This is a genomic window from Enterobacter cloacae complex sp. IR5459 (genome assembly GCF_049238005.1).
In the GTDB taxonomy this organism is placed as follows: Bacteria; Pseudomonadota; Gammaproteobacteria; order Enterobacterales; family Enterobacteriaceae; genus Enterobacter; species Enterobacter hormaechei_C.
In genome coordinates, this window is record NZ_JBMKIG010000003.1 from 301,886 (window position 1) to 323,257 (window position 21,372).

The 21,372-nt window shown below is 56.4% G+C and carries 19 protein-coding genes; 2 read left to right on the forward strand and 17 right to left on the reverse strand.

Translation table 11 applies throughout. The features are described from left to right. Positions 1-39 precede the first annotated feature (39 nt). From menF to ACOTX4_RS07855, 3 genes are all read right to left on the reverse strand, one after another. On the reverse strand, positions 40-1,335 hold the full coding sequence (gene menF / locus ACOTX4_RS07845; RefSeq protein ID WP_003859458.1) for an isochorismate synthase MenF: 1,296 nt from the start codon (positions 1,333-1,335) through the stop codon (positions 40-42). An 86-nt stretch (positions 1,336-1,421) separates the two neighbouring features. Beyond that, the gene (gene elaB / locus ACOTX4_RS07850; RefSeq protein ID WP_017693006.1) at positions 1,422-1,727 is read right to left on the reverse strand and encodes a stress response protein ElaB; all 306 of its coding nucleotides are present in this window, start codon (positions 1,725-1,727) and stop codon (positions 1,422-1,424) included. 50 nt (positions 1,728-1,777) lie between these two features. Continuing rightward, the gene (locus tag ACOTX4_RS07855; RefSeq protein ID WP_003859462.1) at positions 1,778-2,242 is read right to left on the reverse strand and encodes a GNAT family N-acetyltransferase; all 465 of its coding nucleotides are present in this window, start codon (positions 2,240-2,242) and stop codon (positions 1,778-1,780) included. Between the two features lie 71 nt (positions 2,243-2,313). Here ACOTX4_RS07855 and rnz point away from each other — a divergent pair, with 71 nt between their 5' ends. Next, positions 2,314-3,231: a ribonuclease Z gene (gene rnz / locus ACOTX4_RS07860; RefSeq protein WP_063937747.1), complete on the forward strand. Its 918-nt coding sequence runs from the start codon at positions 2,314-2,316 to the stop codon at positions 3,229-3,231. A gap of 64 nt (positions 3,232-3,295) precedes the next feature. Next, positions 3,296-4,300 (forward strand): chemotaxis protein, encoded by a 1,005-nt coding sequence (locus ACOTX4_RS07865; protein ID WP_003859465.1) that lies wholly within the window; start codon positions 3,296-3,298, stop codon positions 4,298-4,300. Between the two features lie 163 nt (positions 4,301-4,463). On the opposite strand, the gene nuoN is transcribed toward ACOTX4_RS07865, so the two are convergent. From nuoN to lrhA, 14 genes are all read right to left on the reverse strand, one after another. Then, positions 4,464-5,921 carry an NADH-quinone oxidoreductase subunit NuoN gene (gene nuoN / locus ACOTX4_RS07870; RefSeq protein WP_003861500.1) on the reverse strand — a complete coding sequence of 486 codons (1,458 nt, stop codon included), beginning with the start codon at positions 5,919-5,921 and terminating at the stop codon, positions 4,464-4,466. 6 nt (positions 5,922-5,927) lie between these two features. Next, on the reverse strand, positions 5,928-7,457 hold the full coding sequence (gene nuoM, locus ACOTX4_RS07875) for an NADH-quinone oxidoreductase subunit M (RefSeq protein ID WP_003861498.1): 1,530 nt from the start codon (positions 7,455-7,457) through the stop codon (positions 5,928-5,930). 76 nt (positions 7,458-7,533) lie between these two features. Then, entirely contained in the window at positions 7,534-9,375 is a 1,842-nt protein-coding gene (nuoL, locus tag ACOTX4_RS07880; protein ID WP_003861497.1) for an NADH-quinone oxidoreductase subunit L, read from the reverse strand. Then, positions 9,372-9,674, reverse strand: coding sequence for an NADH-quinone oxidoreductase subunit NuoK (gene nuoK, locus ACOTX4_RS07885; protein WP_003861496.1), 303 nt, complete (start codon positions 9,672-9,674; stop codon positions 9,372-9,374). The genes nuoL and nuoK overlap by 4 nt, the downstream gene beginning before the upstream one ends. Then, a complete protein-coding gene (nuoJ, locus tag ACOTX4_RS07890) occupies positions 9,671-10,225 on the reverse strand; it encodes an NADH-quinone oxidoreductase subunit J (protein WP_003861493.1) in 555 nt (184 codons plus the stop codon). Before nuoJ ends, nuoK begins: the two co-directional genes overlap by 4 nt. Positions 10,226-10,235: 10 nt before the next feature. Continuing rightward, entirely contained in the window at positions 10,236-10,778 is a 543-nt protein-coding gene (nuoI, locus tag ACOTX4_RS07895; RefSeq protein ID WP_003861491.1) for an NADH-quinone oxidoreductase subunit NuoI, read from the reverse strand. A 14-nt stretch (positions 10,779-10,792) separates the two neighbouring features. Next, positions 10,793-11,770, reverse strand: coding sequence for an NADH-quinone oxidoreductase subunit NuoH (gene nuoH, locus ACOTX4_RS07900; protein WP_003861490.1), 978 nt, complete (start codon positions 11,768-11,770; stop codon positions 10,793-10,795). After that, positions 11,767-14,490 carry an NADH-quinone oxidoreductase subunit NuoG gene (gene nuoG, locus ACOTX4_RS07905; protein ID WP_003861488.1) on the reverse strand — a complete coding sequence of 908 codons (2,724 nt, stop codon included), beginning with the start codon at positions 14,488-14,490 and terminating at the stop codon, positions 11,767-11,769. Before nuoG ends, nuoH begins: the two co-directional genes overlap by 4 nt. A gap of 54 nt (positions 14,491-14,544) precedes the next feature. After that, entirely contained in the window at positions 14,545-15,882 is a 1,338-nt protein-coding gene (gene nuoF, locus ACOTX4_RS07910; protein ID WP_003861487.1) for an NADH-quinone oxidoreductase subunit NuoF, read from the reverse strand. Next, positions 15,879-16,379 (reverse strand): NADH-quinone oxidoreductase subunit NuoE, encoded by a 501-nt coding sequence (nuoE, locus tag ACOTX4_RS07915; protein ID WP_003861486.1) that lies wholly within the window; start codon positions 16,377-16,379, stop codon positions 15,879-15,881. The genes nuoF and nuoE overlap by 4 nt, the downstream gene beginning before the upstream one ends. A 2-nt stretch (positions 16,380-16,381) precedes the next feature. Next, positions 16,382-18,184: an NADH-quinone oxidoreductase subunit C/D gene (gene nuoC, locus ACOTX4_RS07920; RefSeq protein ID WP_003861484.1), complete on the reverse strand. Its 1,803-nt coding sequence runs from the start codon at positions 18,182-18,184 to the stop codon at positions 16,382-16,384. Positions 18,185-18,273: 89 nt separating this feature from the next. Continuing rightward, the gene (gene nuoB, locus ACOTX4_RS07925; protein ID WP_003861482.1) at positions 18,274-18,948 is read right to left on the reverse strand and encodes an NADH-quinone oxidoreductase subunit NuoB; all 675 of its coding nucleotides are present in this window, start codon (positions 18,946-18,948) and stop codon (positions 18,274-18,276) included. Positions 18,949-18,963: 15 nt separating this feature from the next. After that, the gene (gene nuoA / locus ACOTX4_RS07930) at positions 18,964-19,404 is read right to left on the reverse strand and encodes an NADH-quinone oxidoreductase subunit NuoA (RefSeq protein ID WP_003861475.1); all 441 of its coding nucleotides are present in this window, start codon (positions 19,402-19,404) and stop codon (positions 18,964-18,966) included. A gap of 631 nt (positions 19,405-20,035) precedes the next feature. Continuing rightward, positions 20,036-20,974, reverse strand: a complete 939-nt coding sequence (gene lrhA / locus ACOTX4_RS07935; protein WP_003861473.1) for a transcriptional regulator LrhA — start codon at positions 20,972-20,974, stop codon at positions 20,036-20,038. Positions 20,975-21,372 lie beyond the last annotated feature (398 nt).

Consider the following 21,372-nt stretch of genomic DNA (forward strand, 5'->3'; position numbering starts at 1 on the left):
TCAGAATTTTGATATGAATCGGGATTGCACGAATCAGTATTAATCCCTTAGGAGAAGGGAACGCAGCCCGGCGGCCTTGTTTTCGATCTCCTGCCACTCCTGCTCAGGATCGGAGCCGCTGACGATGCCCGCCCCCGCATAAAGACGCAGCGCAGCGTTGTGAACGCGGGCGGAGCGTAATGCCACACAGAATTCGCTCTGATCGCGCGATAAATAGCCCGCCGAACCGGCGTACCACTCCCGGTCAAACGGCTCGACTTTCGCAATAAATTCTCGGGCCGCCTGTCGCGGCAGCCCGGCCACCGCCGCCGTCGGTTGCAAAATATGCAGACACTGTTCGTCGTCAGGCTGTTTAAGTTCGGTCCAGATACAGCGGCGTAAATGCTGCACCTTGCGCAGACGCAGCACCTGCGCAGGCAGGATCTCCAGCGTCCGGGTATGGTGCTGAAGACGCTGGCAGATATCTTCCACCACCAGCATATTTTCCCGCTGATTTTTATCGTCGTTCATCAGCCAGTCGCCCAGACGCTGGGCCTGCTTATCGTCAGAATGGCTGGCGACGGTGCCTGCCAGCGCTTCAGTGCGCAGCAGCGTGCCGCGTCGCCGCCACAGGCGCTCGGGCGTCGAGCCGAGGAAGGCATTGCTGGCGTCAAAGACCATACAAAAATGATAGCAGTTGAGGTTTAGGGCGCGGCTGGCAGCCATCAGCGCGATGGCGTTCACGGGCTGCTGGCACTGAACGTCTGTAGCACGTGCGAGCACCACTTTCTCAAAATCGCCGCGAGCAAGGGTATCCGTCGCCTGACGAATCAACGCCAGCCAGTCCGGTTTTTCCGGATGATGGGTTTCCTGCACAATCTGCACGGACAACGGGCGGATCGGCGCGGCGTCGCGCAGGTTATCGACAAAATTCAGCGCCTCACGGGCATCTTCCCGCAGCGACGTTTCGCTCCACAGTTGCAGACGCAGCGTGGCGACCCCGCCAGACCGTCGCCAGAGAAGGCGCGGTAAAAACAGCTTGCCCTGCGCCGGGTTGAAGGCGTTCAGGCCGCAGATACGGGTGTCATTGGCTACGTCATGGGCGTGCAAAAACCGCGAGGCCGAAGCCAGAGAATCAAACTGGGCGAGGCTTCCGAGCGCGGCAAGTTCTTCATCGCCGCTGCGCTGTTGCCAGTAAAACTGAGGATAGCATCGCTGCACACCCAGCCAGGCCAGCGGATCGAAGGCGTCGTTTAACGGGAAAGAGACATCGAAATGGCGTAAACCGGGTATAGCAGGCAATGCTTGCGCAAGCTGAGTGCGCAGGCTTTGCAGCGCGAGGAAAATCGAGTGCACGCGAACCTCTCCCTGTTAAAGCCTTATATTATACGGGGTACTGACGATAAATAGCAGTACCCACGTGTAAGGAGTGGTTTACCGGCTTAACGACGGGCTAACAGCAGACCCAGCACCAGCCCTACGGCCGCACCGACCCCAATGCCCTGCCACGGTTTTTCATGCACATAATCGTCGGCACGATAAACCGCCTGTTTGGCGCGGTAGTAGTAATTGTCGGAGGCGTTACTGACGCGGTTTTTCACGTCATGCAGCGCCTGCTCGGCGCGGGCTTTGAGCTCAATGTACTTCTGATCGGCAGGATCGCCTGAAGAGCGCAGCACTTCTTCCAGCGTTTCGCTTAGCAGCGTCAGGTCGTCGTCGACTCGGGTATCCCAGGATTGAAATGACATTTTTTTCTCCATGTTAGTACACCAGTCCGGTAACTATAGACAACGTCTTGCTATTGCGCCTGTTTCGCTTCGAGCGCCATGCCGATGTGTGGGATGCCATCTTCGTCGTAAATGTCCGTGACCGGGGTAAAACCAAAATGGCCATAGAATGATTGCAAATGCGCCTGCGCGCCCAGGTATAACGCCTTGTCCGGCCACTGTTTCTGGCATGCGTCCAGCGTTTTTTCCATCAGCTGATAGCCCAGCTTTTCACCGCGCGCGCGGCCACTGATAATGACGCGCCCAATGACGACAGGGTCAAATTCCTCTTCGCTTTTCAGAATCCTCGCATACGCCACCAGCTCGTTATCGCGCCAGCCGAGGATGTGCCGGTTCTCGCCGACCAGGTCATCGCCGTCGATATCCTGATACGGGCAGGTTTGTTCAACCACGAAGACTTCACAGCGCAGTTTGAGCAGGGCGTAGAGTGACTGCACGGTCAGTTCGCTGTGGTGTAGATCTTGCCACTGGATCATGTGTTTCTCCTTCCTGGGGTTCATCACGTTATACTAAACCCCTTCCCATTCGGCAAAGGGCTGATTGCGTTATGGAACTGATTTTTCTGGGTACGTCCGCCGGGGTGCCAACCCGCTCACGAAACGTGACGGCGATTCTGCTGGATCTTAAGCATCCTACCCGCGGTGGGCTGTGGCTGTTTGACTGCGGCGAGGGTACGCAGCATCAGCTGCTGCATACCTCATACCACCCGGGGAAAGTGGATAAAATATTTATCACCCATCTACACGGCGACCATCTGTTTGGCCTGCCGGGCCTGCTGTGTAGCCGTTCGATGGCCGGTAACGCTAACCCGCTGACCATTTATGGCCCCGCGGGTATTCAGGAATTCGTTGAAACCACGCTGCGCCTGAGCGGCTCGTGGACCGATTATCCGCTGGAGGTGTTACAGATCGGCGAGGGTCTGGTGTTCGATGACGGAGATTACCTGGTGCGCGCTTACCCGCTTAACCATCCGGTGGAATGCTACGGCTATCGCGTTGAGGAGCATGACAAGCCCGGGGCGCTGAACGCCGCCGCGTTGCAGGCCGATGGAGTGAAACCTGGCCCGCTGTTCCAGCGTCTGAAGCACGGCGAGACCGTCACGCTGGAAGACGGGCGCGTCATCAACGGTCAGGATTACCTCGCGCCGCCTCAGCCAGGCAAAAAACTGGCTATTTTTGGGGATACCGCCCCCTGCCCTTCGGCGCTCAGGCTTGCCGGGGGTGTGGATGTGATGGTGCATGAGGCGACGCTGGAAGCGGCGATGGAAGAAAAAGCCAACAGCCGGGGGCACAGCTCAACGCGTCAGGCGGCGCAGCTGGCGCGTGAGGCTGGCGTCCGAAAACTGATTGTTACTCACGTCAGCTCACGCTATGACGTCCGCGGCGCTGAAAGCCTGCTGGCAGAGTGCCGGGAAGTATTTCCGGCATGCGAGCTGGCGGAAGATTTTGCTCAGGTCAGCGTTTAGTCCTTCATTTTTCCCTCAGCGTGCCGATAACGATTAAAAGGCCAGCATTTCTCTTGAGGGTAGAATGGATAATTTCCAGAAAGATATTGATGACAGGGCGAACCTGACCCTGTCCAACCGTTTTGAACTGTTGCTGTTCCGTCTTGGCACCTCTCTGAACGAAAATAAATCCGAGCTGTTCGGCATCAACGTGTTCAAATTGCGCGAAATTGTGCCGATGCCGACCTTCACCAAACCGGCGGGAATGAAGTCTCCGCTGATGGGGATGGTGAACATTCGCGACCAGGTGATCCCGGTGATCGATCTGGCCGCCGTCGCCGGCTGCAAGCCAGCCACCGGGCTGAACATCCTGCTGATCACCGAATATGCCCGCAGCGTGCAGGCGTTTGCTGTGGAATCGGTGGAAAACATCATGCGTCTGGACTGGAAGCAGGTGCATGCTGCGGAAACTGCCGTCAGCGGTCGCTACATTACCAGCATTGCCTGCCTGGACGAGAAGACGGATACCAACGATCTGGCGATGGTGCTGGACGTGGAGCAGATCCTGTACGACATCACCCCGGCGAACCACGATCTGCACGCCACCCATCTGGAAACCACCAAATTCAACATCAAGCCTGGCTCTGTCGCGATTGTTGCAGAAGATTCGAAAGTGGCGCGCTCAATGCTGGAGAAGGGATTGCAGGCGATGGAGATCCCGGCCCAGCTGCATATCACCGGCAAAGACGCGTGGGAGAAAATCACTCAGTTGGCCGCGCAGGCTCAGGCTGAGGGCGTCCCCGTTACCGATAAGATTGCCCTGGTATTGACCGACCTCGAAATGCCGGAGATGGACGGCTTTACGCTGACGCGCAAAATCAAAACCGACCCGGTACTGAAAGATATTCCGGTGGTGATCCACTCGTCTCTTTCCGGCAACGCGAACGAAGATCATATTCGCAAAGTGAAGGCGGACGGCTATGTGGCGAAGTTTGAGCTAAATGAGCTATCGTCGGTGATTGAAGAGGTGCTGGACCGCTCGATGAAGAAGATTGAAGGGCCGCTTATAAGCAGGAAGCAGTTAGCTTAGTCGGGTGACGCTTCGCTTACCCGACCTACAAGACCCGTATGCCCTGCAAGCGTAGCGCCCTGGGCATGTTTTACTCTGTGCGGGCTGGTGCCCTCACCCCGGCCCTCTCCCACGGGGAGAGGGAGAAAACAATAAAAAACCCGCCGAGGCGGGTTTTTTGTTTTTACATCAGCGGCATCGCTCGCTGCACGATATCAATCAGCGGCTGCGGATAGATACCGAAGATCAGCACCAGCAGCGCGGAGATTAGCACCACGATACCGCCGGCGCTGTACTGCCAGTTGGACGGCGCATCGCGGTTGAGCTGCTGAGGCGCGCTCAGGTACAGGCTCACCGCTACGCGCAGGTAGTAGTAGAGACCAATCGCGGAGCCGATAACGACACCCGCCGTCAGCCACCACAGACCCGCCTGCACACCGACGGCCAGCACGTAGAACTTACCGATAAAGCCCAGCGTCATCGGGATACCCGCCAGAGAGAGCATCATCACGGTCATTACCGCAGACAGAATCGGACGGTGCCAGAACAGTCCACGGTAGGAGAACAGGGAATCTGCATCCGGGCCACGGTACGGGCTGGACATCAGGCTCACCACGCCGAACGCGCCGAGGCTGCTGAACAGGTAACCGGCCAGATACACACCCACGGTTTCCATCGACATCTCACCGCTTTGCAGCGCAATCAGCGCCACCAGCAGGTAACCCAGATGGGAGATAGAGGAGTAGCCCAGCAGACGCTTGATGTTGGTCTGGCTCAGCGCCATCAGGTTACCGAAGATGATAGAAACGAACGCGATAATGCCCAGCACCACGCGAACCGCTTCGCTATCACCCACCGGGGCGTACAGGAACAGACGCATAACCACGCCGAAGATAGCGATTTTACTCGCCGTCGCCAGGAAGGTAGAGACCGGTGCAGGCGCACCCTGGTAGACGTCTGGCGTCCACAGGTGGAACGGAACCAGAGAGAGTTTAAAGCCAAGGCCAACAATCATCATGCCCAGACCCGCCAGCAGCAGCGGCTCATGCATCATGCCGTCGCCGAGGCTCTTACCGATGGCCAGGAAGGAGAGGTTACCCGTCTGTGCATACAGCAGCGCGATACCGAACAGCAGGAACGACGACGCGGCAGCAGACAGAATGGTGTACTTGATAGCCGCTTCCAGAGAGCGCTTCTGACGGAAGGCGTAACCAATCAGGCCGAACAGCGGCAGTGAGATCAACTCAATACCAAGGAACAGCGCGGCCATGTGGTTCGCGTTCGCCAGCAGAATGCCGCCCAGTGCAGCAATCAGTACCAGCAGGTAAAACTCTTCTTTGTTGTCGTTGTACCCTTCGAGCCACGGGTACGCAAAGGTACAGGTTGCCAGGCTCGCCAGCAGCACCAGACCGGTGTAGAGCATGGCGTAGCCGTCAACGCGCATCAGCGGCGTGACGTCCATCGCTCCCGCCTGGCCAACAAACCAGAGGGAGACTAACGCAGCGTTCAGACCCAGAACGGACAGGGTCGCATTCAGGAAGTGATTGCGTCGCCACGCAATGGAGAGCATCACAACCACCACCGTCAATCCGACGATCAGCAGCGGTAGCAGCGCGATCAGTTGTTGTGGAGTTATTGTCATGGCGAATTACGGCCTTGTAGTAGAAGCAGAATTAACAAACCACTGCTGGATGTTACCCATCGCGGAGTGCGAGGTATCCAGAATCGGCTGCGGATAGAAGCCCAACAGCACCAGCAGTACGACCAGCAGCAGGATGATGAACAGCTCTCGCAGCGACATCCCCGGCAATTCTTGTGCAGCAATTTCACTCTTCGCTTTACCGAAGTAAGCGCGGTGCAGCATCGCCAGCGAGTACACGGAGGCAAACACCAGACCAAAGGTGGAGATGACGGTGATCGTCGGTACCACGTTGAAGCTGCCGAACAGGATCATAAACTCGCCGACGAAGTTACCGGTACCCGGCATACCCAGAGTCGCCACCGCAAAGAACATGGAGAGCGCCGGCAGCCATTTCATTTTGCCCCACAGACCGCCCATCATACGCATGTCGCGGGTATGCAGACGTTCGTACAGCTGACCACACAGGATGAAGAGACCGGCAGCGGACAGGCCGTGCGCAATCATCTGGATCACCGCGCCCTGGTACGCCAGCTGGCTGCCGGTGTAGATGGCAATCAGCACGAAGCCCATGTGGGAAACGGAGGTGTAAGCAATCAGACGTTTGATGTCGTACTGCGTGAAGGCCATCCATGCACCGTAGAAGATACCGATCACGCCCAGCCACATGGCAATCGGCGCGAACTCTGCGGAGGCGTTCGGGAACAGCGGCAGGGAGAAACGCAGCAGACCGTAAGCCGCGGTTTTCAGCAAGATGCCCGCCAGGTCAACGGAACCTGCCGTTGGCGCCTGAGAGTGCGCGTCTGGCAGCCAGCCATGCAGCGGAACCACCGGCATTTTCACCGCGAAGGCGATAAAGAAGCCCAGCATCAGCAGGTATTCCACGCCGTGGGACATCGGGGTCTTCAGCAGGTCTTCGTAGTTGAAGGTCCAGACACCGGTCGCGTTGTAATGCACAAACACCAGCGCCAGGATGGCAATCAACATCACCAGACCACTCGCCTGGGTGTAGATGAAGAACTTGGTGGCCGCCGTGATACGCGTTTTACCGTCGGACGCCTTATGGCCCCACAGCGCGATCAGGAAGTACATCGGCACCAGCATCATCTCCCAGAAGAAGAAGAACAGGAACATGTCGATGGCCAGGAACACGCCGATCACGCCGCCCAGGATCCACATCAGGTTCAGGTGGAAGAAGCCCTGGTATTTTTCGATTTCTCGCCAGGAGCAAAGTACCGCCAGAACGCCGAGCAGACCGGTCAGCACCACCATCAGCAGCGACAGACCGTCAATCGCGAGGTGGATCGTGATACCGAAACGTGGGATCCACGGCAGAATGAACTCAGACTGCCACTGCGGAAGGCCCGCAGACTGGGTCAGTGAGTAGCCACCCTGCAACCACAGTTGCAGGCCAAGCGCGAGCGTCAATCCCATGGTGATCAGCGCGATCCAGCGCGGCATCTTCACGCCAAAGCGTTCGGTCTGCCAGCACAGGAAGCCGCCGATGAAGGGAATTAATATTAGCCAGGGTAGTAACATGGCGATTTACATTCCTTTTTAAGGCCCCCAGCAGGGGCCTGATTTTCAACGAATTCGAATAAAATTCACTTTACGATCAACGCAACACCATCAGCAGCGCCAGCACGACAACCGCACCGATGCTCATGGACGCCACATACCAGCGCAGATAACCGTTCTCGCTAAACAGCAGGCCTTTACCTGCAAAGCGAGAGAGGATCGCCGGGATATTCATCAGGCTGTTCAGTGGATCGCGCTTCAGCAGCCACGCAATGCCCAGGAACGGCTTCACGAAGATCATGTCGTACAGCCAGTCGAAGCCCCACGCGTTGTACCACCAGGTGCCCAGCAGACGGCCCGGCGCGCTGTTGGCAACGGCAGTTACCAGCGTGCGTTTGCCCAGCCACAGCCATGCGGCAATCAGGATGCCCGCTATAGCCACTACGCCGGAGGTGATTTCAAGCGTCAGAACGCGACCGTGCTCAAGCTCGGTTGTTGCCGGCAGTACACCCTGCAACGGTGGCACAATCATCGCGCCAACGAAGGTGGACAGGACCAGCAGCACAATCAGCGGCAGGTGGTGGGTAATCCCCTTCCCTGCGTGAGCGTGAATTTGTTCTTTACCGTGGAAGACGATGAAAATCATACGGAAGGTGTACAGGGAGGTCATGAACGCACCGACCAGACCCGCAACCATCAGATTGATATGACCATTCGCCATGGCGCCCGCAAGGATTTCGTCCTTACTGAAGAAGCCCGCGGTAATCAGCGGCAGTGCCGCCAGCGCCGCGCCGCCCACCAGGAAGCAGACATAGACCAGCGGGATGGACTTACGCAGTCCGCCCATTTTGAAGATGTTCTGCTCGTGGTGGCAGGCCAGGATCACCGAACCGGATGAGAGGAACAGCAGCGCTTTAAAGAACGCGTGCGTCATCAGGTGGAAAATGGCCGCATCCCACGCCTGAACGCCCAGCGCCAGGAACATGTAACCAATCTGGCTCATGGTGGAGTACGCGAGAACGCGTTTGATGTCGGTCTGCACCAGCGCGGCAAAGCCTGCCAGCACCAGCGTAACCGCACCGACAATACCCACCAGATGCAGAATTTCCGGGGTCATCAGGAACAGGCCATGGGTACGCGCAATCAGGTAGACACCGGCGGTAACCATGGTCGCGGCGTGGATCAGCGCGGAGACAGGGGTTGGACCCGCCATCGCGTCGGCCAGCCATGTCTGCAACGGCAGCTGCGCGGATTTACCCACGGCGCCACCCAGCAGCATCAGCGTTGCCCACCACAGCATGTTGTTGCCTGCTTCGAAGTGCGCCGGCGCCAGTTCCACCATTTCGCGGAAGTTCAGCGTGCCCAGTTCGTTGTAGAGAATGAACAGCGCGAAAGCGAGGAAGACGTCACCCACGCGGGTCACGACGAACGCTTTCATGGCCGCTGCGCCATTCTTCGGATCGGTGTAGTAGAAACCGATCAGCAGGTAAGAGCACAGACCCACGCCTTCCCAGCCCAGATACATCAGCAGCAGGTTATCGGCCAGCACCAGAACCACCATGCTGGCGATAAACAGGTTGGTGTAGGCGAAGAAGCGGGAGTATCCCTCTTCACCGCGCATGTACCAGGAGGCGAACATGTGGATCAGGAAGCCGACGCCGGTGACCACGGAGAGCATGGTCAGAGACAGACCATCCAGCACCAGGTTGAAACCGATGTTGAAGTTACCGACCGACATCCAGTTCCACAGCGGTACGCTGTAGGCCTGACGTCCATTGTTAAAGAAGTCGATACCCGCATACGCTGTGACCAGCGCAGCCAGGCCGATAGAGCCAATGCCCACGGTGGCAGACAGATTCTCAGACCAGCGGCCGCGAGAAAACGCCAGCAGCACGAAGCCAATCAGCGGAAAAATAATGGTTAAGGCAAGCATGTTCATCCACGCAACTCACTTACTGAATCGATGTTCAGGTTCTGGCGGCGACGATGGAGCTGTAGCAACAGCGCCAGGCCAATACTCGCTTCAGCAGCCGCGAGGCTGATGGCGAGAATGTACATCACCTGACCATCGGTCTGGCCCCAGTAGCTGCCGGCGACCACAAAGGCCAGCGCGGAAGCGTTGATCATGATTTCCAGACCGATCAGCATAAACAGCAGATTGCGGCGGATAACCAGACCGGTTAAGCCCAGAACGAATAAAATCGCAGCGAGGATCAGTCCATGTGTTAAGGGGATCATGCGCGTTCCTCCGTTTTTCTTTTCGCGCGGTCGTCAGTGCGGTTGCTCAGCACCTCGCCGACACGCTCTTCGCGGCCAACGTGGAAGGCCACAACCAGACCCGCCAGCAGCAGCATCGAGGCCAGCTCAACCGCCAGAACGTACGGACCAAACAGGGTGATACCCACGGCTTTCGCGCTGATTGGCGTCCCGTCGATACCCTGGTCGTTGACGCCCAGAATGGCGTAAACAATCACCGCCAGCATGATGGCCGACAGAATCGCCGGGCCAATCCACACCTGCGGTTTTAACCACTGACGTTCCTGCTCAATTTCAGAGCCGCCCAGGTTGAGCATCATCACCACGAACACGAACAGCACCATGATGGCCCCGGCGTAGACGATGATTTCCAGCGCACCGGCGAAGTGCGCGCCCAGCGCAAAGAACACCCCGGAAATAGCCAGCAGCGAGATGATTAAATACAGCAGCGCATGCACCGGATTGGTGTGCGTGATCACTCGCAGCGTAGCCAGGATGGCGATAAGGCCACAGATATAAAAAGCGAATTCCATTGCCCTCTCCTTACGGTAACAGGCTCTTGACGTCGATAGGCTTAGCTTCGTTCTCTGCTTCGCCTTTATCTTTGCCGTCGATTGCCATACCCGCCATCCGGTAGAAGTTATATTCCGGGTATTTGCCCGGACCGGAAATCAGCAGATCCTCTTTCTCGTACACCAGATCCTGACGCTTGTACTCACCCAGCTCAAAGTCTGGAGTCAGCTGAATCGCCGTGGTTGGGCACGCTTCTTCACACAGACCGCAGAAAATGCAGCGTGAGAAGTTGATGCGGAAGAACTCAGGATACCAGCGGCCGTCTACCGTCTCTGCTTTTTGCAGAGAGATACAGCCCACCGGACACGCTACCGCACACAGGTTACAGGCAACGCAACGCTCGGAACCGTCCGGGTCGCGCGTCAGCACGATACGTCCACGGTAGCGCGGCGGCAGATATACCGGCTCTTCCGGGTACATCCGGGTTTCGCGTTTGGCAAACGCATGCAGGCCGATCATCCAGATACTGCGTACCTGGGTGCCGAAACCTACCAATAATTCTTTTAAGGTCATGATCTCAAAGCCCCTTATGGCTGCTGCCAGAGAATGACAGCCGCCGTTACCAACAAGTTGACGAGCGTCAGCGGCAGGCACACTTTCCAGCCGAAGGACATTACCTGGTCATAACGCGGACGCGGTAACGCTGCGCGAATCAAAATGAACATCATCATGAAGAACGCGGTTTTCAGCGCGAACCAGATGAACGGCGGTAAGAACGGGCCATGCCAGCCACCGAAGAACAGCGTTACCATCAACGCCGAAATGGTGACGATACCGATGTACTCGCCCACGAAGAACAGACCGAACTTCATACCGGAATATTCAATGTGGTAACCGTCGGCCAGTTCCTGTTCGGCTTCTGGCTGGTCAAACGGGTGACGGTGACACACCGCCACGCCCGCGATGGCAAAGGTAATAAACCCAAAGAACTGCGGGATAACGTTCCAGATGTCGGCCTGGTTGTTGACGATGTCGGTCATGTTAAATGAACCGGCCTGCGCCACCACGCCCATCAGGGAGAGACCCAGGAACACTTCGTAGCTCAGCGTCTGCGCGGAAGCACGCATCGCACCCAGCAGCGAGTATTTGTTGTTACTGGACCAGCCTGCGAACAGCACTGCGTAGACCGCGAGGCCTGCCATCATCAGGAAGAACAGAATGCCGATGTTCAGGTCAGCGACCACCCAGGTCGGGCTGACCGGAACGATAGCAAACGCCAGCAGCAGCGAGGTGAAGGCGATCATCGGCGCCAGCGTAAAGATCACGCGGTCCGAGAAGCGCGGAACCCAGTCCTCTTTAAAGAACATCTTGATCATGTCCGCCACCAGCTGGAGTGAACCACCCCAGCCCACGCGGTTCGGTCCGTAACGGTTCTGGAACAGACCGAGCAGACGACGTTCACCAAAGCTCATGAACGCGCCGCAGGTGACCACCACCAGCAGAATCACAACCGCTTTCAGAATGCTCAGCAGGATGTCGATAAGATCCGGCGTTAACCAACTCATGCTTTTGCCTCCTGAAGGTTATCAAGATGCGCACCCGCCAGGACCGGCGCGATGCCAGGCATACCCATCGGCAGACCCACCTGCCCTGCTGAGAGGCGTTCAGAAATAATCAGCGGCAGGCTGATTGTCTGGCCGTCGTAGCTAAAGGCAATGTTCGCACCCGCGTTAACGCCAAGCTTCGCGGCATCCGCCGGGTTGAGCTTGATGTACGGCTGCGGCATACGCTGCTGGAATACCGGAGAACGCTGGGACATTTCGTCGCTACCGAACAGATGGTAGTACGGTGCAATGCGCCAGTGACCTTCCTGCGCCTGGAAGCTCGCCGGAACGGTGGTGAAGAAGTCCAGACCGGTTTCGGAGGCTTCAATCAGACGCACGCCTGGATCGCCGTGGCGCAGGTGACCGCCCACTTCAGCCTGGAATTTGTTCCATGCCTGCGGGGAGTTCCAGCCCGGTGCCCATGCAAACGGGATTTGCGAACGCGGCGCAGACGGCTGGTTGTTCCCTTCCATCGAGAAGGCGAACATGGTGTCTTTATCCTGCGGCTGACGCGGTTCGTGCACGCTGATGTTGGCGCGCATCGCGGTACGACCGCTGTAGCGGTGCGGCTCACGCGCCAGTTTCTGGCCGCGAATGCGGAAGCTTGCGTCCGGCGCGGCATCTTTAATACCCGCCAGCTGAGGCAGTTTCTCAACAACCGCGTCGATAACGTGGTCGAGCTGCGTCCAGTCCACTTCACGGCTCTGCACGGTGCTGTGCAGAGAGTGCAGCCAGCGCCAGCTTTCCAGCATCACGGTGTTGCTGTCGTAGTAGGCCGGGTCATAAACCTGGAAGAAACGCTGTGCGCGGCCTTCGTTGTTGATCACCGTCCCGTCACTTTCTGCGAAGCTTGCCGCAGAGAGTACGAGATGCGCTTTGTCCATGATCGCGGTGCGCTGATGGTCGATAACCATCACCAGCGGCGCTCTGGAGAGCGCGGCGTCAACGCGAGCGGCGGAAGCGTGGCGATGCAGGTCATTTTCCAGCACCACAACGGCGTCAGCGGCACCGGATTCCAGTTCGCTTAACGCGTCTTCCAGCGAGCCGCCGCCAATCATACCCAGACCGATGCTGTTCACCGCACGGGCAATCATGGTCACACCAACGTCAGCGCCGCGGCCCTTCAGGGCTTTGGCAACGTTAGCTGCGGCCTGAATGATTTCAGCGCTACCGGCGTTGGTACCGGAAATAATCAGCGGTTTCTTCGCCCCCGCCAGCGCCTGAACAATCACGTCGACCTTGTTTTGCAGGTCGCGATCCAGTTCAACGGCCGGCGAGTTGCTGTCCAGCGCGTGGGCAATGGCAAATCCGAGGCGCGCCTGATCTTCAACCGGCGCGCAGTAGGTCCACGCTGCGATATCGTCCAGACGGGTGTTGTCGACGTTAGTCACAAACAGAGGATGCTTCGCGCGCTGACCGATGTTGAGGATGGCCGCAATCTGCCAGTCAGCCACTTTCTGCGCCGCTGCCATTTCACGTGCTTTGCCTTTCACCGCCTGACGAACCGCCAGGGCCGCGCGTGCGCCAGTCTGCGTCAGATCTTCACCCAGCACCAGAACCGCATCATAAGATTCGATTTCGCGCAGCGCAGGCGTGTGAATGCCGCCTTCACGTAGCACTTTCAGCACCAGCTGGAGACGTTCCTGCTCGCCCTGGGCGATACCGGTGTAGAAGTTTTCCGCCCCAACCAGCTCGCGCAGCGCGAAGTTGCTTTCGATGCTGGCGCGCGGGGAGCCAATGCCGATCACTTTCTTCGACTGACGCAGAATATCTGCCGCGCCCTGCATCGCCTGCTCAGCGTTGAGGGTAATGACGTCATCGCCACGGCGCTGAACCGGCTGACGCGGACGGTCTTTCAGGTTCACATAGCCATAGCCGAAACGACCGCGGTCGCAGAGGAAGTAGTGGTTAACGGTACCGTTGTAACGGTTTTCGATACGACGCAGTTCGCCGTAACGTTCACCCGGGCTGGTGTTACAGCCAAGGGAGCACTGCTGGCAGATGCTTGGCGCAAACTGCATGTCCCATTTACGGTTGTAACGTTCAGAGTGGGTTTTATCCGTGAATACGCCGGTCGGACAGATTTCTACCAGGTTACCGGAGAATTCACTTTCAAGCGTACCGTCTTCCGGACGACCGAAGTAGACGTTGTCATGCGCGCCATACACGCCCAGATCCTGACCGTCTGCATAATCTTTGTAGTAACGCACGCAGCGGTAGCAGGCGATGCAGCGGTTCATTTCGTGAGAGATGAACGGCCCCAGATCCTGGTTACGGTGGGTACGCTTGGTAAAGCGATAGCGACGGAAGCTGTGACCGGTCATGACGGTCATATCCTGAAGGTGGCAGTTACCGCCCTCCTCACACACCGGACAGTCGTGCGGGTGGTTGGTCATCAACCACTCCACCACGCTTTCACGGAACTGTTTGGCTTCTTCGTCATCAATCGAAATAAAGGTGCCTTCGGCGGCTGGCGTCATACAGGACATCACCAGGCGACCACGCGTGTCTTCCGCGTTTTGATATTGCTTCACCGCACACTGGCGGCAAGCACCGACGCTGCCCAGCGCCGGATGCCAGCAAAAGTACGGAATATCGAGGCCAAGAGACAGACAAGCTTCCAGCAGGTTGTCCGCCCCGTTGACTTCGTATTCTTTGCCGTCTACATGAATCGTAGCCATTAGCATGCTTCCAGTTGGCTCGGCCGAAACCGAGCGTTAATCAAAATTCTGTTTTTACCAGCGCGCTTTCAGCAGGTTCGGCTGAATACCATTGATCGAATGGGTATTGCTGAACGGCTGCTTGATGCCTGCTTCGAATTCGTCACGGAAATATTTAATCGCGCTTTGCAGCGGCTCGACGGCGCCCGGTGCGTGGGCACAGAAGGTTTTACCCGGTCCTAAGAATCGACACAGTTGCTCAAGTGTCTCGATATCGCCAGGCTGGCCTTCGCCACGTTCGATAGCACGCAGGATCTTCACGCTCCACGGCAGACCATCACGGCACGGTGTGCACCAGCCGCAGGACTCGCGGGCGAAGAACTCTTCCAGGTTACGCACCAGGGATACCATGCCGATCTCGTGGTCGACGGCCATCGCCAGCGCGGTACCCAGACGGCTACCTGCTTTACCAATGCTTTCGAACTCCATTGGCAGGTCAAGGTGGGCTTCGGTCAGGAAGTCCGTCCCTGCCCCACCCGGCTGCCAGGCTTTGAATTTCAGGCCATCGCGCATGCCGCCGGCGTAGTCTTCAAGAATTTCGCGTGCGGTGGTGCCGAACGGCAGCTCCCAGACGCCAGGGTTCTTCACGCGACCGGAGAAGCCCATCAGCTTGGTACCAGCATCTTTGCTTGAGGAGATGCCCTGATACCACTCCACGCCGTTCGCAAGGATCGCCGGGACGTTACACAGGGTTTCGACGTTGTTGACGCAGGTCGGTTTACCCCACACGCCGGAGCTTGCCGGGAACGGTGGCTTGGAGCGCGGGTTCGCGCGGCGGCCTTCCAGGGAGTTAATCAGCGCGGTTTCTTCACCGCAGATATAACGCCCGGCACCGGTGTGCACGAACAGCTCGAAGTCAAACCCGGTGCCCAGGATGTTTTTACCCAGCAGTCCCGCTTCGGTGGCTTCGGCAATCGCGCGACGCAGGTTTTCCGCCGCTTCGATGTATTCGCCGCGCAGGAAGATGTAGCCACGGTACGCTTTCAGCGCGAACGCGGAGATCAGCATGCCTTCCACCAGCAGGTGCGGCAGCTGTTCCATCAGCAGACGGTCTTTATAGGTACCCGGCTCCATTTCATCGGCGTTACACAGCAGGTAACGGATGTTCATGGATTCATCTTTCGGCATCAGGCTCCACTTCAGACCGGTGGAGAAGCCCGCACCACCGCGGCCTTTCAGGCCAGACTCTTTCACCGCGTTAACGATGTCGTCCGGCGCCATGCCGCCAAGGGCTTTACGCGCACCGGCATAGCCGTTTTTGCTCTGATATTCGTCGAGCCATACCGGCTGTTTGTCATCACGCAGACGCCAGGTCAGCGGATGCGTCTCAGCAGTACGAATTACAGTTTTCATTTGTACTGCTCCAGCAGGTCAGGAATCGCTTCCGGCGTCAGATGGCTGTGAGTGTCCTCATCAATCATCATGGTCGGCCCCTTGTCGCAGTTACCCAGGCAGCAGGTTGGCAGCAGAGTAAAACGTCCGTCGAAGGTGGTCTGGCCCGGCTTAATATTGAGTTTCTTCTCAATCGCAGCCTGAATGCCCTGATAACCGGTGATGTGGCAGACCACGCTGTCACAGTAGCGGATCACATGGCGGCCTACCGGCTGACGGAAGATCTGGCTGTAGAACGTGGCTACGCCTTCTACGTCACTTGCAGGAATGCCCAGCACTTCTGCGATCGCATAGATCGCCCCATCCGGCACCCAACCACGCTGTTTCTGTACGATTTTCAGCGCTTCAATGGACGCCGCACGCGGGTCTTCGTAGTGGTGCATCTCGTGCTCAATGGCGGCACGCTCTGCTTCACTCAGCTCAAAAGCCTCGGTTTGTGGTTGTTGATTCTCGTGCATAATTAGCGGTCCACATCTGACATAACAAAATCGATACTACCCAGATACACAATCAGGTCGGAGACCAGACTGCCGCGAATGGCGGCCGGGATCTGCTGCAAGTGCGCGAAGCTTGGCGTACGCACGCGGGTGCGGTAGCTCATGGTGCTGCCGTCGCTGGTGAGGTAGTAGCTGTTGATACCCTTGGTCGCTTCAATCATCTGGAAGGATTCCTGTGCCGGCATGACCGGGCCCCAGGAAACTTGCAGGAAGTGGGTGATCAGGGTCTCGATATGTTGCAGCGTGCGCTCTTTCGGTGGCGGCGTCGTCAGCGGGTGATCCGCCTTGAACGGGCCTTCCGGCATGTTGTTGAGGCACTGCTCAAGGATGCGCAGGCTCTGGCGCAGCTCTTCCACTTTCAACATCACGCGGGTGTAGCAGTCGGAAACACCGCCGCCAACCGGGACTTCAAAGTCGAAGTTCTCGTAACCAGAGTAAGGACGCGCTTTACGCACGTCGAAATCAATCCCGGTCGCACGCAGGCCAGCACCGGTAGTCCCCCACTCCAGCGCTTCTTTCGCGCCGTAGGCAGCAACGCCCTGGGAACGGCCTTTCAGGATGGAGTTACGCAGCGCGGCTTTCTCGTAAGACGCCAGACGTTTCGGCATCCAGTCGAGGAATTCACGCAGCAGACGGTCCCAACCGCGCGGCAGATCGTGCGCCACACCACCGATACGGAACCAGGCTGGGTGCATACGGAAACCGGTAATCGCTTCCACCAGATCGTAGATTTTCTGACGGTCGGTAAAGGCGAAGAAGACCGGCGTCATCGCGCCGACGTCCTGAATGAACGTGGAGATGTACAGCAGGTGGCTGTTAATACGGAACAGTTCAGACAGCATGACGCGAATCACGTTAACGCGATCCGGGACGGTGATGCCTGCCAGTTTCTCAACGGCCAGCACGTATGGCATTTCGTTCACGCAGCCGCCGAGGTATTCGATACGGTCGGTATACGGAATGTAGCTGTGCCAGGACTGACGTTCGCCCATCTTCTCGGCACCACGATGGTGGTAGCCGATGTCAGGGACGCAGTCGACAATCTCTTCGCCGTCAAGCTGAAGGATGATACGGAACGCACCGTGCGCAGAGGGGTGGTTTGGACCGAGGTTGAGGAACATGAAGTCCTCGTTTTCGGTGCCGCGCTTCATGCCCCAGTCTTCCGGCTTGAAGGTCAGCGCTTCCATCTCCAGATCCTGCTTGGCTTTGGTTAGCTCAAACGGGTCGAATTCGGTGGCGCGTGCCGGGTAGTCTTTACGCAGCGGGTGTCCGGTCCAGGTCTGCGGCATCATGATGCGCGTCAGATGCGGGTGGCCGTCGAAGGTCATGCCGAACATTTCCCAGGTTTCACGCTCGTACCAGTTGGCGTTCGGGAAAAGTTTGGTGATCGTCGGCAGATGCATGTCGTTTTCAGACAATGCCACCTTGAGCATGATATCCGTGTTGCGGTCTATTGAGATCAGGTGGTAGAAAACGGAAAAATCCGCGGCAGGGAGACCCTGGCGGTGCGTTCTCAGACGTTCGTCCATGCCGTGTAAGTCAAACAGCATGACGTAAGGTTTTGGCAATTTCTTGAGGAAATCGACAACTTCCAGTAATTGCTCACGCTTCACCCAAACAACGGGTACCCCGGTGCGGGTGGCCTGAACAGTAAAGGCATCCGGCCCAAAACGGTTGCGCAGTTCGCCAATGACCGGGTCATCGAGATGATCCCGAGTCTGCCAGGCGGCTTCTTGCGCGGTTAAGTCGGTCATATTGTTCACCATTGCAAATGGTCCGTGGTGACTGTTAAGCCTGGCTTCGCGCTATTTGAGTAGTGATATGCGAAGGTGTTCTCCAGGCCCACAGGCGCAAATTAAATTTCGTCAGGCGTACGCAGGTTGGTGACGGCAATACGTTCACCACGTTTACGCTCGCGCTCAGACTGCATGTTCGCGCGATAGACACCCTGATCGCCAACAACCCATGAAAGCGGGCGGCGTTCTTTACCGATGGACTCCTGCAGCAGCATCAGCGCCTGCATATAGGCCTCTGGACGCGGCGGGCAACCCGGGATGTACACATCCACCGGAATGAACTTATCAACGCCCTGCACAACGGAATAAATGTCGTACATACCGCCGGAGTTTGCACATGCGCCCATGGAGATAACCCATTTTGGCTCCAGCATCTGGTCATAAAGACGCTGAATAACCGGTGCCATCTTGGTAAAGCAGGTCCCTGCCACCACCATCAGGTCAGCCTGACGCGGAGAAGCACGCAGTACCTCGGCCCCAAAACGCGCAACGTCATGCACCGCAGTGAATGACGTCACCATTTCAACGTAGCAGCAAGAAAGGCCAAAGTTGTATGGCCAGATGGAGTTCTTACGACCCCAGTTGACCATGTCGTGCATGGCATGTTCGAGCTTGCCCATGTACACGCTTTTGTTGACTTCTTGCTCCAGGGGGTCGGTTACGATCTCCTGTTTTTGCAGGGGGTAACGGTCATTCTCACCGTTAGGATCTATGCGGGTGAGCGTATAATCCATCTTATTGCCTCGCTGTTACTGCTGACGATTAGAGATACTGTTTTCCGGGTTGATGTGTTCACGGCGTGAACGCACAGGTGTCCAGTCCAGCGCGCCAATACGCACCAGATAAACCAGACCGGCCAGTAACACTAAAATGAAAATTGCGGCCTCGACAAAGCCCACCCAACCACTTTCGCGAATGGAGGTAGACCACGCGAAGAGGTAAAGCGCTTCCACGTCAAAAATGACGAAGAACATGGCTACCAGGTAAAACTTGGCAGACAGGCGTAAGCGAGCGGTACCTACTGAATCAATACCTGATTCGAAAGGTGTGTTTTTGTGCCTTGCGCGGGCGCGACCGCCCAGGAACCAGCCGCCGACTAACATCAGGCAGCACAGGCCAATGGCTACAATAAGAAAGATTGCGAATGCCCAGTGATGAGCGATGACTTCTGTGGATGTTGACATACTCATTGCTTACTCATCAAAAGTGATACCGACGACACTGCTCTTGCTGGCAGATGGGCATCACATCGATTCATGGGGAGGAACAAAATAACCTTACACTAACTGTCAGAAATGAGACATAGACAGCAAAATGATGGGGTTTTTTACTCCTTTCTATAACCTTTTGTCAACTTTAACAAAGGTTTCTTCACATTAAATTACAACGTGCGATTCTCATTAACATTTGGTGCCCTTTAACCCTGGTGGGTACATGACTTTCCGTCAAATGCATCTTGTTGAATCGTGTCCGTTTTGGAAGTAAAAAAAATAACCCTCCTATTTTGACAGGATTTGCCAACGATTCCTCCCCCCAAATGGGAGTATTTTCTTGATCTGAGACACGCTTTTGTTAATTCAATCAAAAAAACAGCAACATATTTCCTGTTTTTTTAACATCGGTGGGGTATGAGGTAAGTTAGAACAGGTCTTGTTTACATCTTAATCAAAAGCATTTTCTGCATTGATAAATAAGCGGTATTTGCTTTATCCCTGCTCCGCCCGCGGTTATGAATAGCAAAAAAAACCACTCGCAGGAAAAAATCATGCGAGTGGCTCTTTTTTGCACTTACATTTTGTTACGAGAATTTTGAGGGAATGATCACTCAAAATCCCCTTCCACAATCAGGGAGTCATCCCCTCCTTCGGGAGTAACAGCCGCGTACTGCCATGGATTGTGGTAGTTTTCCATTGCCTCGAATACCACTTTTGCCAGCTCGTTGTTGCTGGCGGCGTTATGGCACAGCAGGTACTCCGTATCCGGCAACGACGGGAGTCCCTCGGATTGACCCAGCACACGCAGATCGGGGCTCATCATTTCCACCGGACGGGCCGTTACGCCAAGCCCAGCCTTCACCGCCGCTCGCACTGCGGGCAAGGTTGACGCCACGTACGCCAGGCGCCATGGAATACTGGCTTCGTTGAGCGCTGCCAGCACCATATCGCGGAACGGACTGGGATCATCCAGCAGGACCAGGGGTATCGGCTCACCTTTCTGCAATACATACTCCGCGGCACAGTACCAGTGCGTTGGAGAAGTACGCAGCGTCAGGCTGTCAAACTGGCCAGGTCGATGCGTGGTGACCACCAGGTCAACCTCGTTTTCTGTCAGCATCTCAACCATGAAGGCATTGCGTTTAACGCTAACGTCCAGGGCAAGCTTCGGATAAACCGAGCTAATTCGGTTGAGAAGGAAGGGTAAAATGGTATCTGCTGATTCATCTGACGCCCCTAATGTTAACACTCCCTGAAGGTTGCTAAACATTAATGACATACAGGCTTCATCATTAAAGCGCAGTATCTTTCTGGCATAACCCAGAAGCTGAATACCATGTTCTGTTAAAAGCTTATTACGCCCATGACGCGCAAAAAGCTCTTTACCAACCAGTTGTTCCAGCCGCTGCATTTGCTGACTCACGGCGGACTGGGTACGGCAAACGGCGGCAGCAGCTGCTGCAAAAGTGTTGAGATCGGCGACCGCAACAAACGTTCTCAGCAGATCGAGGTCGAGATTCATTATCGGACGATTTGCATTTATCATATCTTTTCACTTTCAGGTTGCTCGTGCGGAGCTGCCCGGGTTGAAGCTGTGTGTAACAGTTAAGCAATTCCTTCTGAAGAGTTTCCCTCGCATCCCGGCCCGGCAGACTGCCTGACAGATAGTTATTGTACTGCGGTATATCACCAGTCAGAAATCACGTTTCATGACGTTATTTTTATTCTCTTGCGTCCAGGATATTTCTTTGTTTGCAGGTCGATGTAAATACCATAAAGAGTAAGACATGTTTTCTGCCATCTATATCGCAGCGTTGCCAGCGTAGCAAGATGTGACTTACCCAATCAGCCAGAGATAACTTTAACAATAACAATCGATTAATACAGAAAAGCAGAAGCCGATATACGTAACAGGCCTATCGCTATGCTGCATTCCCGAAACAC

What these genes read in the sequence shown, in the direction of transcription:
- elaB (WP_017693006.1), bottom strand. Translation starts at nt 1,727, where the DNA reads ATGTCATTTCAATCCTGGGATACCCGAGTCGACGACGACCTGACGCTG.
- nuoJ (WP_003861493.1), bottom strand. Translation starts at nt 10,225, where the DNA reads ATGGAATTCGCTTTTTATATCTGTGGCCTTATCGCCATCCTGGCTACG.
- nuoG (WP_003861488.1), bottom strand. Translation starts at nt 14,490, where the DNA reads ATGGCTACGATTCATGTAGACGGCAAAGAATACGAAGTCAACGGGGCG.
- nuoH (WP_003861490.1), bottom strand. Translation starts at nt 11,770, where the DNA reads ATGAGTTGGTTAACGCCGGATCTTATCGACATCCTGCTGAGCATTCTG.
- nuoE (WP_003861486.1), bottom strand. Translation starts at nt 16,379, where the DNA reads ATGCACGAGAATCAACAACCACAAACCGAGGCTTTTGAGCTGAGTGAA.
- nuoC (WP_003861484.1), bottom strand. Translation starts at nt 18,184, where the DNA reads ATGGTGAACAATATGACCGACTTAACCGCGCAAGAAGCCGCCTGGCAG.
- ACOTX4_RS07855 (WP_003859462.1), bottom strand. Translation starts at nt 2,242, where the DNA reads ATGATCCAGTGGCAAGATCTACACCACAGCGAACTGACCGTGCAGTCA.
- nuoN (WP_003861500.1), bottom strand. Translation starts at nt 5,921, where the DNA reads ATGACAATAACTCCACAACAACTGATCGCGCTGCTACCGCTGCTGATC.
- rnz (WP_063937747.1), top strand. Translation starts at nt 2,314, where the DNA reads ATGGAACTGATTTTTCTGGGTACGTCCGCCGGGGTGCCAACCCGCTCA.
- nuoL (WP_003861497.1), bottom strand. Translation starts at nt 9,375, where the DNA reads ATGAACATGCTTGCCTTAACCATTATTTTTCCGCTGATTGGCTTCGTG.
- nuoB (WP_003861482.1), bottom strand. Translation starts at nt 18,948, where the DNA reads ATGGATTATACGCTCACCCGCATAGATCCTAACGGTGAGAATGACCGT.
- nuoA (WP_003861475.1), bottom strand. Translation starts at nt 19,404, where the DNA reads ATGAGTATGTCAACATCCACAGAAGTCATCGCTCATCACTGGGCATTC.
- nuoK (WP_003861496.1), bottom strand. Translation starts at nt 9,674, where the DNA reads ATGATCCCCTTAACACATGGACTGATCCTCGCTGCGATTTTATTCGTT.
- ACOTX4_RS07865 (WP_003859465.1), top strand. Translation starts at nt 3,296, where the DNA reads ATGGATAATTTCCAGAAAGATATTGATGACAGGGCGAACCTGACCCTG.
- nuoI (WP_003861491.1), bottom strand. Translation starts at nt 10,778, where the DNA reads ATGACCTTAAAAGAATTATTGGTAGGTTTCGGCACCCAGGTACGCAGT.
- lrhA (WP_003861473.1), bottom strand. Translation starts at nt 20,974, where the DNA reads ATGATAAATGCAAATCGTCCGATAATGAATCTCGACCTCGATCTGCTG.
- nuoM (WP_003861498.1), bottom strand. Translation starts at nt 7,457, where the DNA reads ATGTTACTACCCTGGCTAATATTAATTCCCTTCATCGGCGGCTTCCTG.
- nuoF (WP_003861487.1), bottom strand. Translation starts at nt 15,882, where the DNA reads ATGAAAACTGTAATTCGTACTGCTGAGACGCATCCGCTGACCTGGCGT.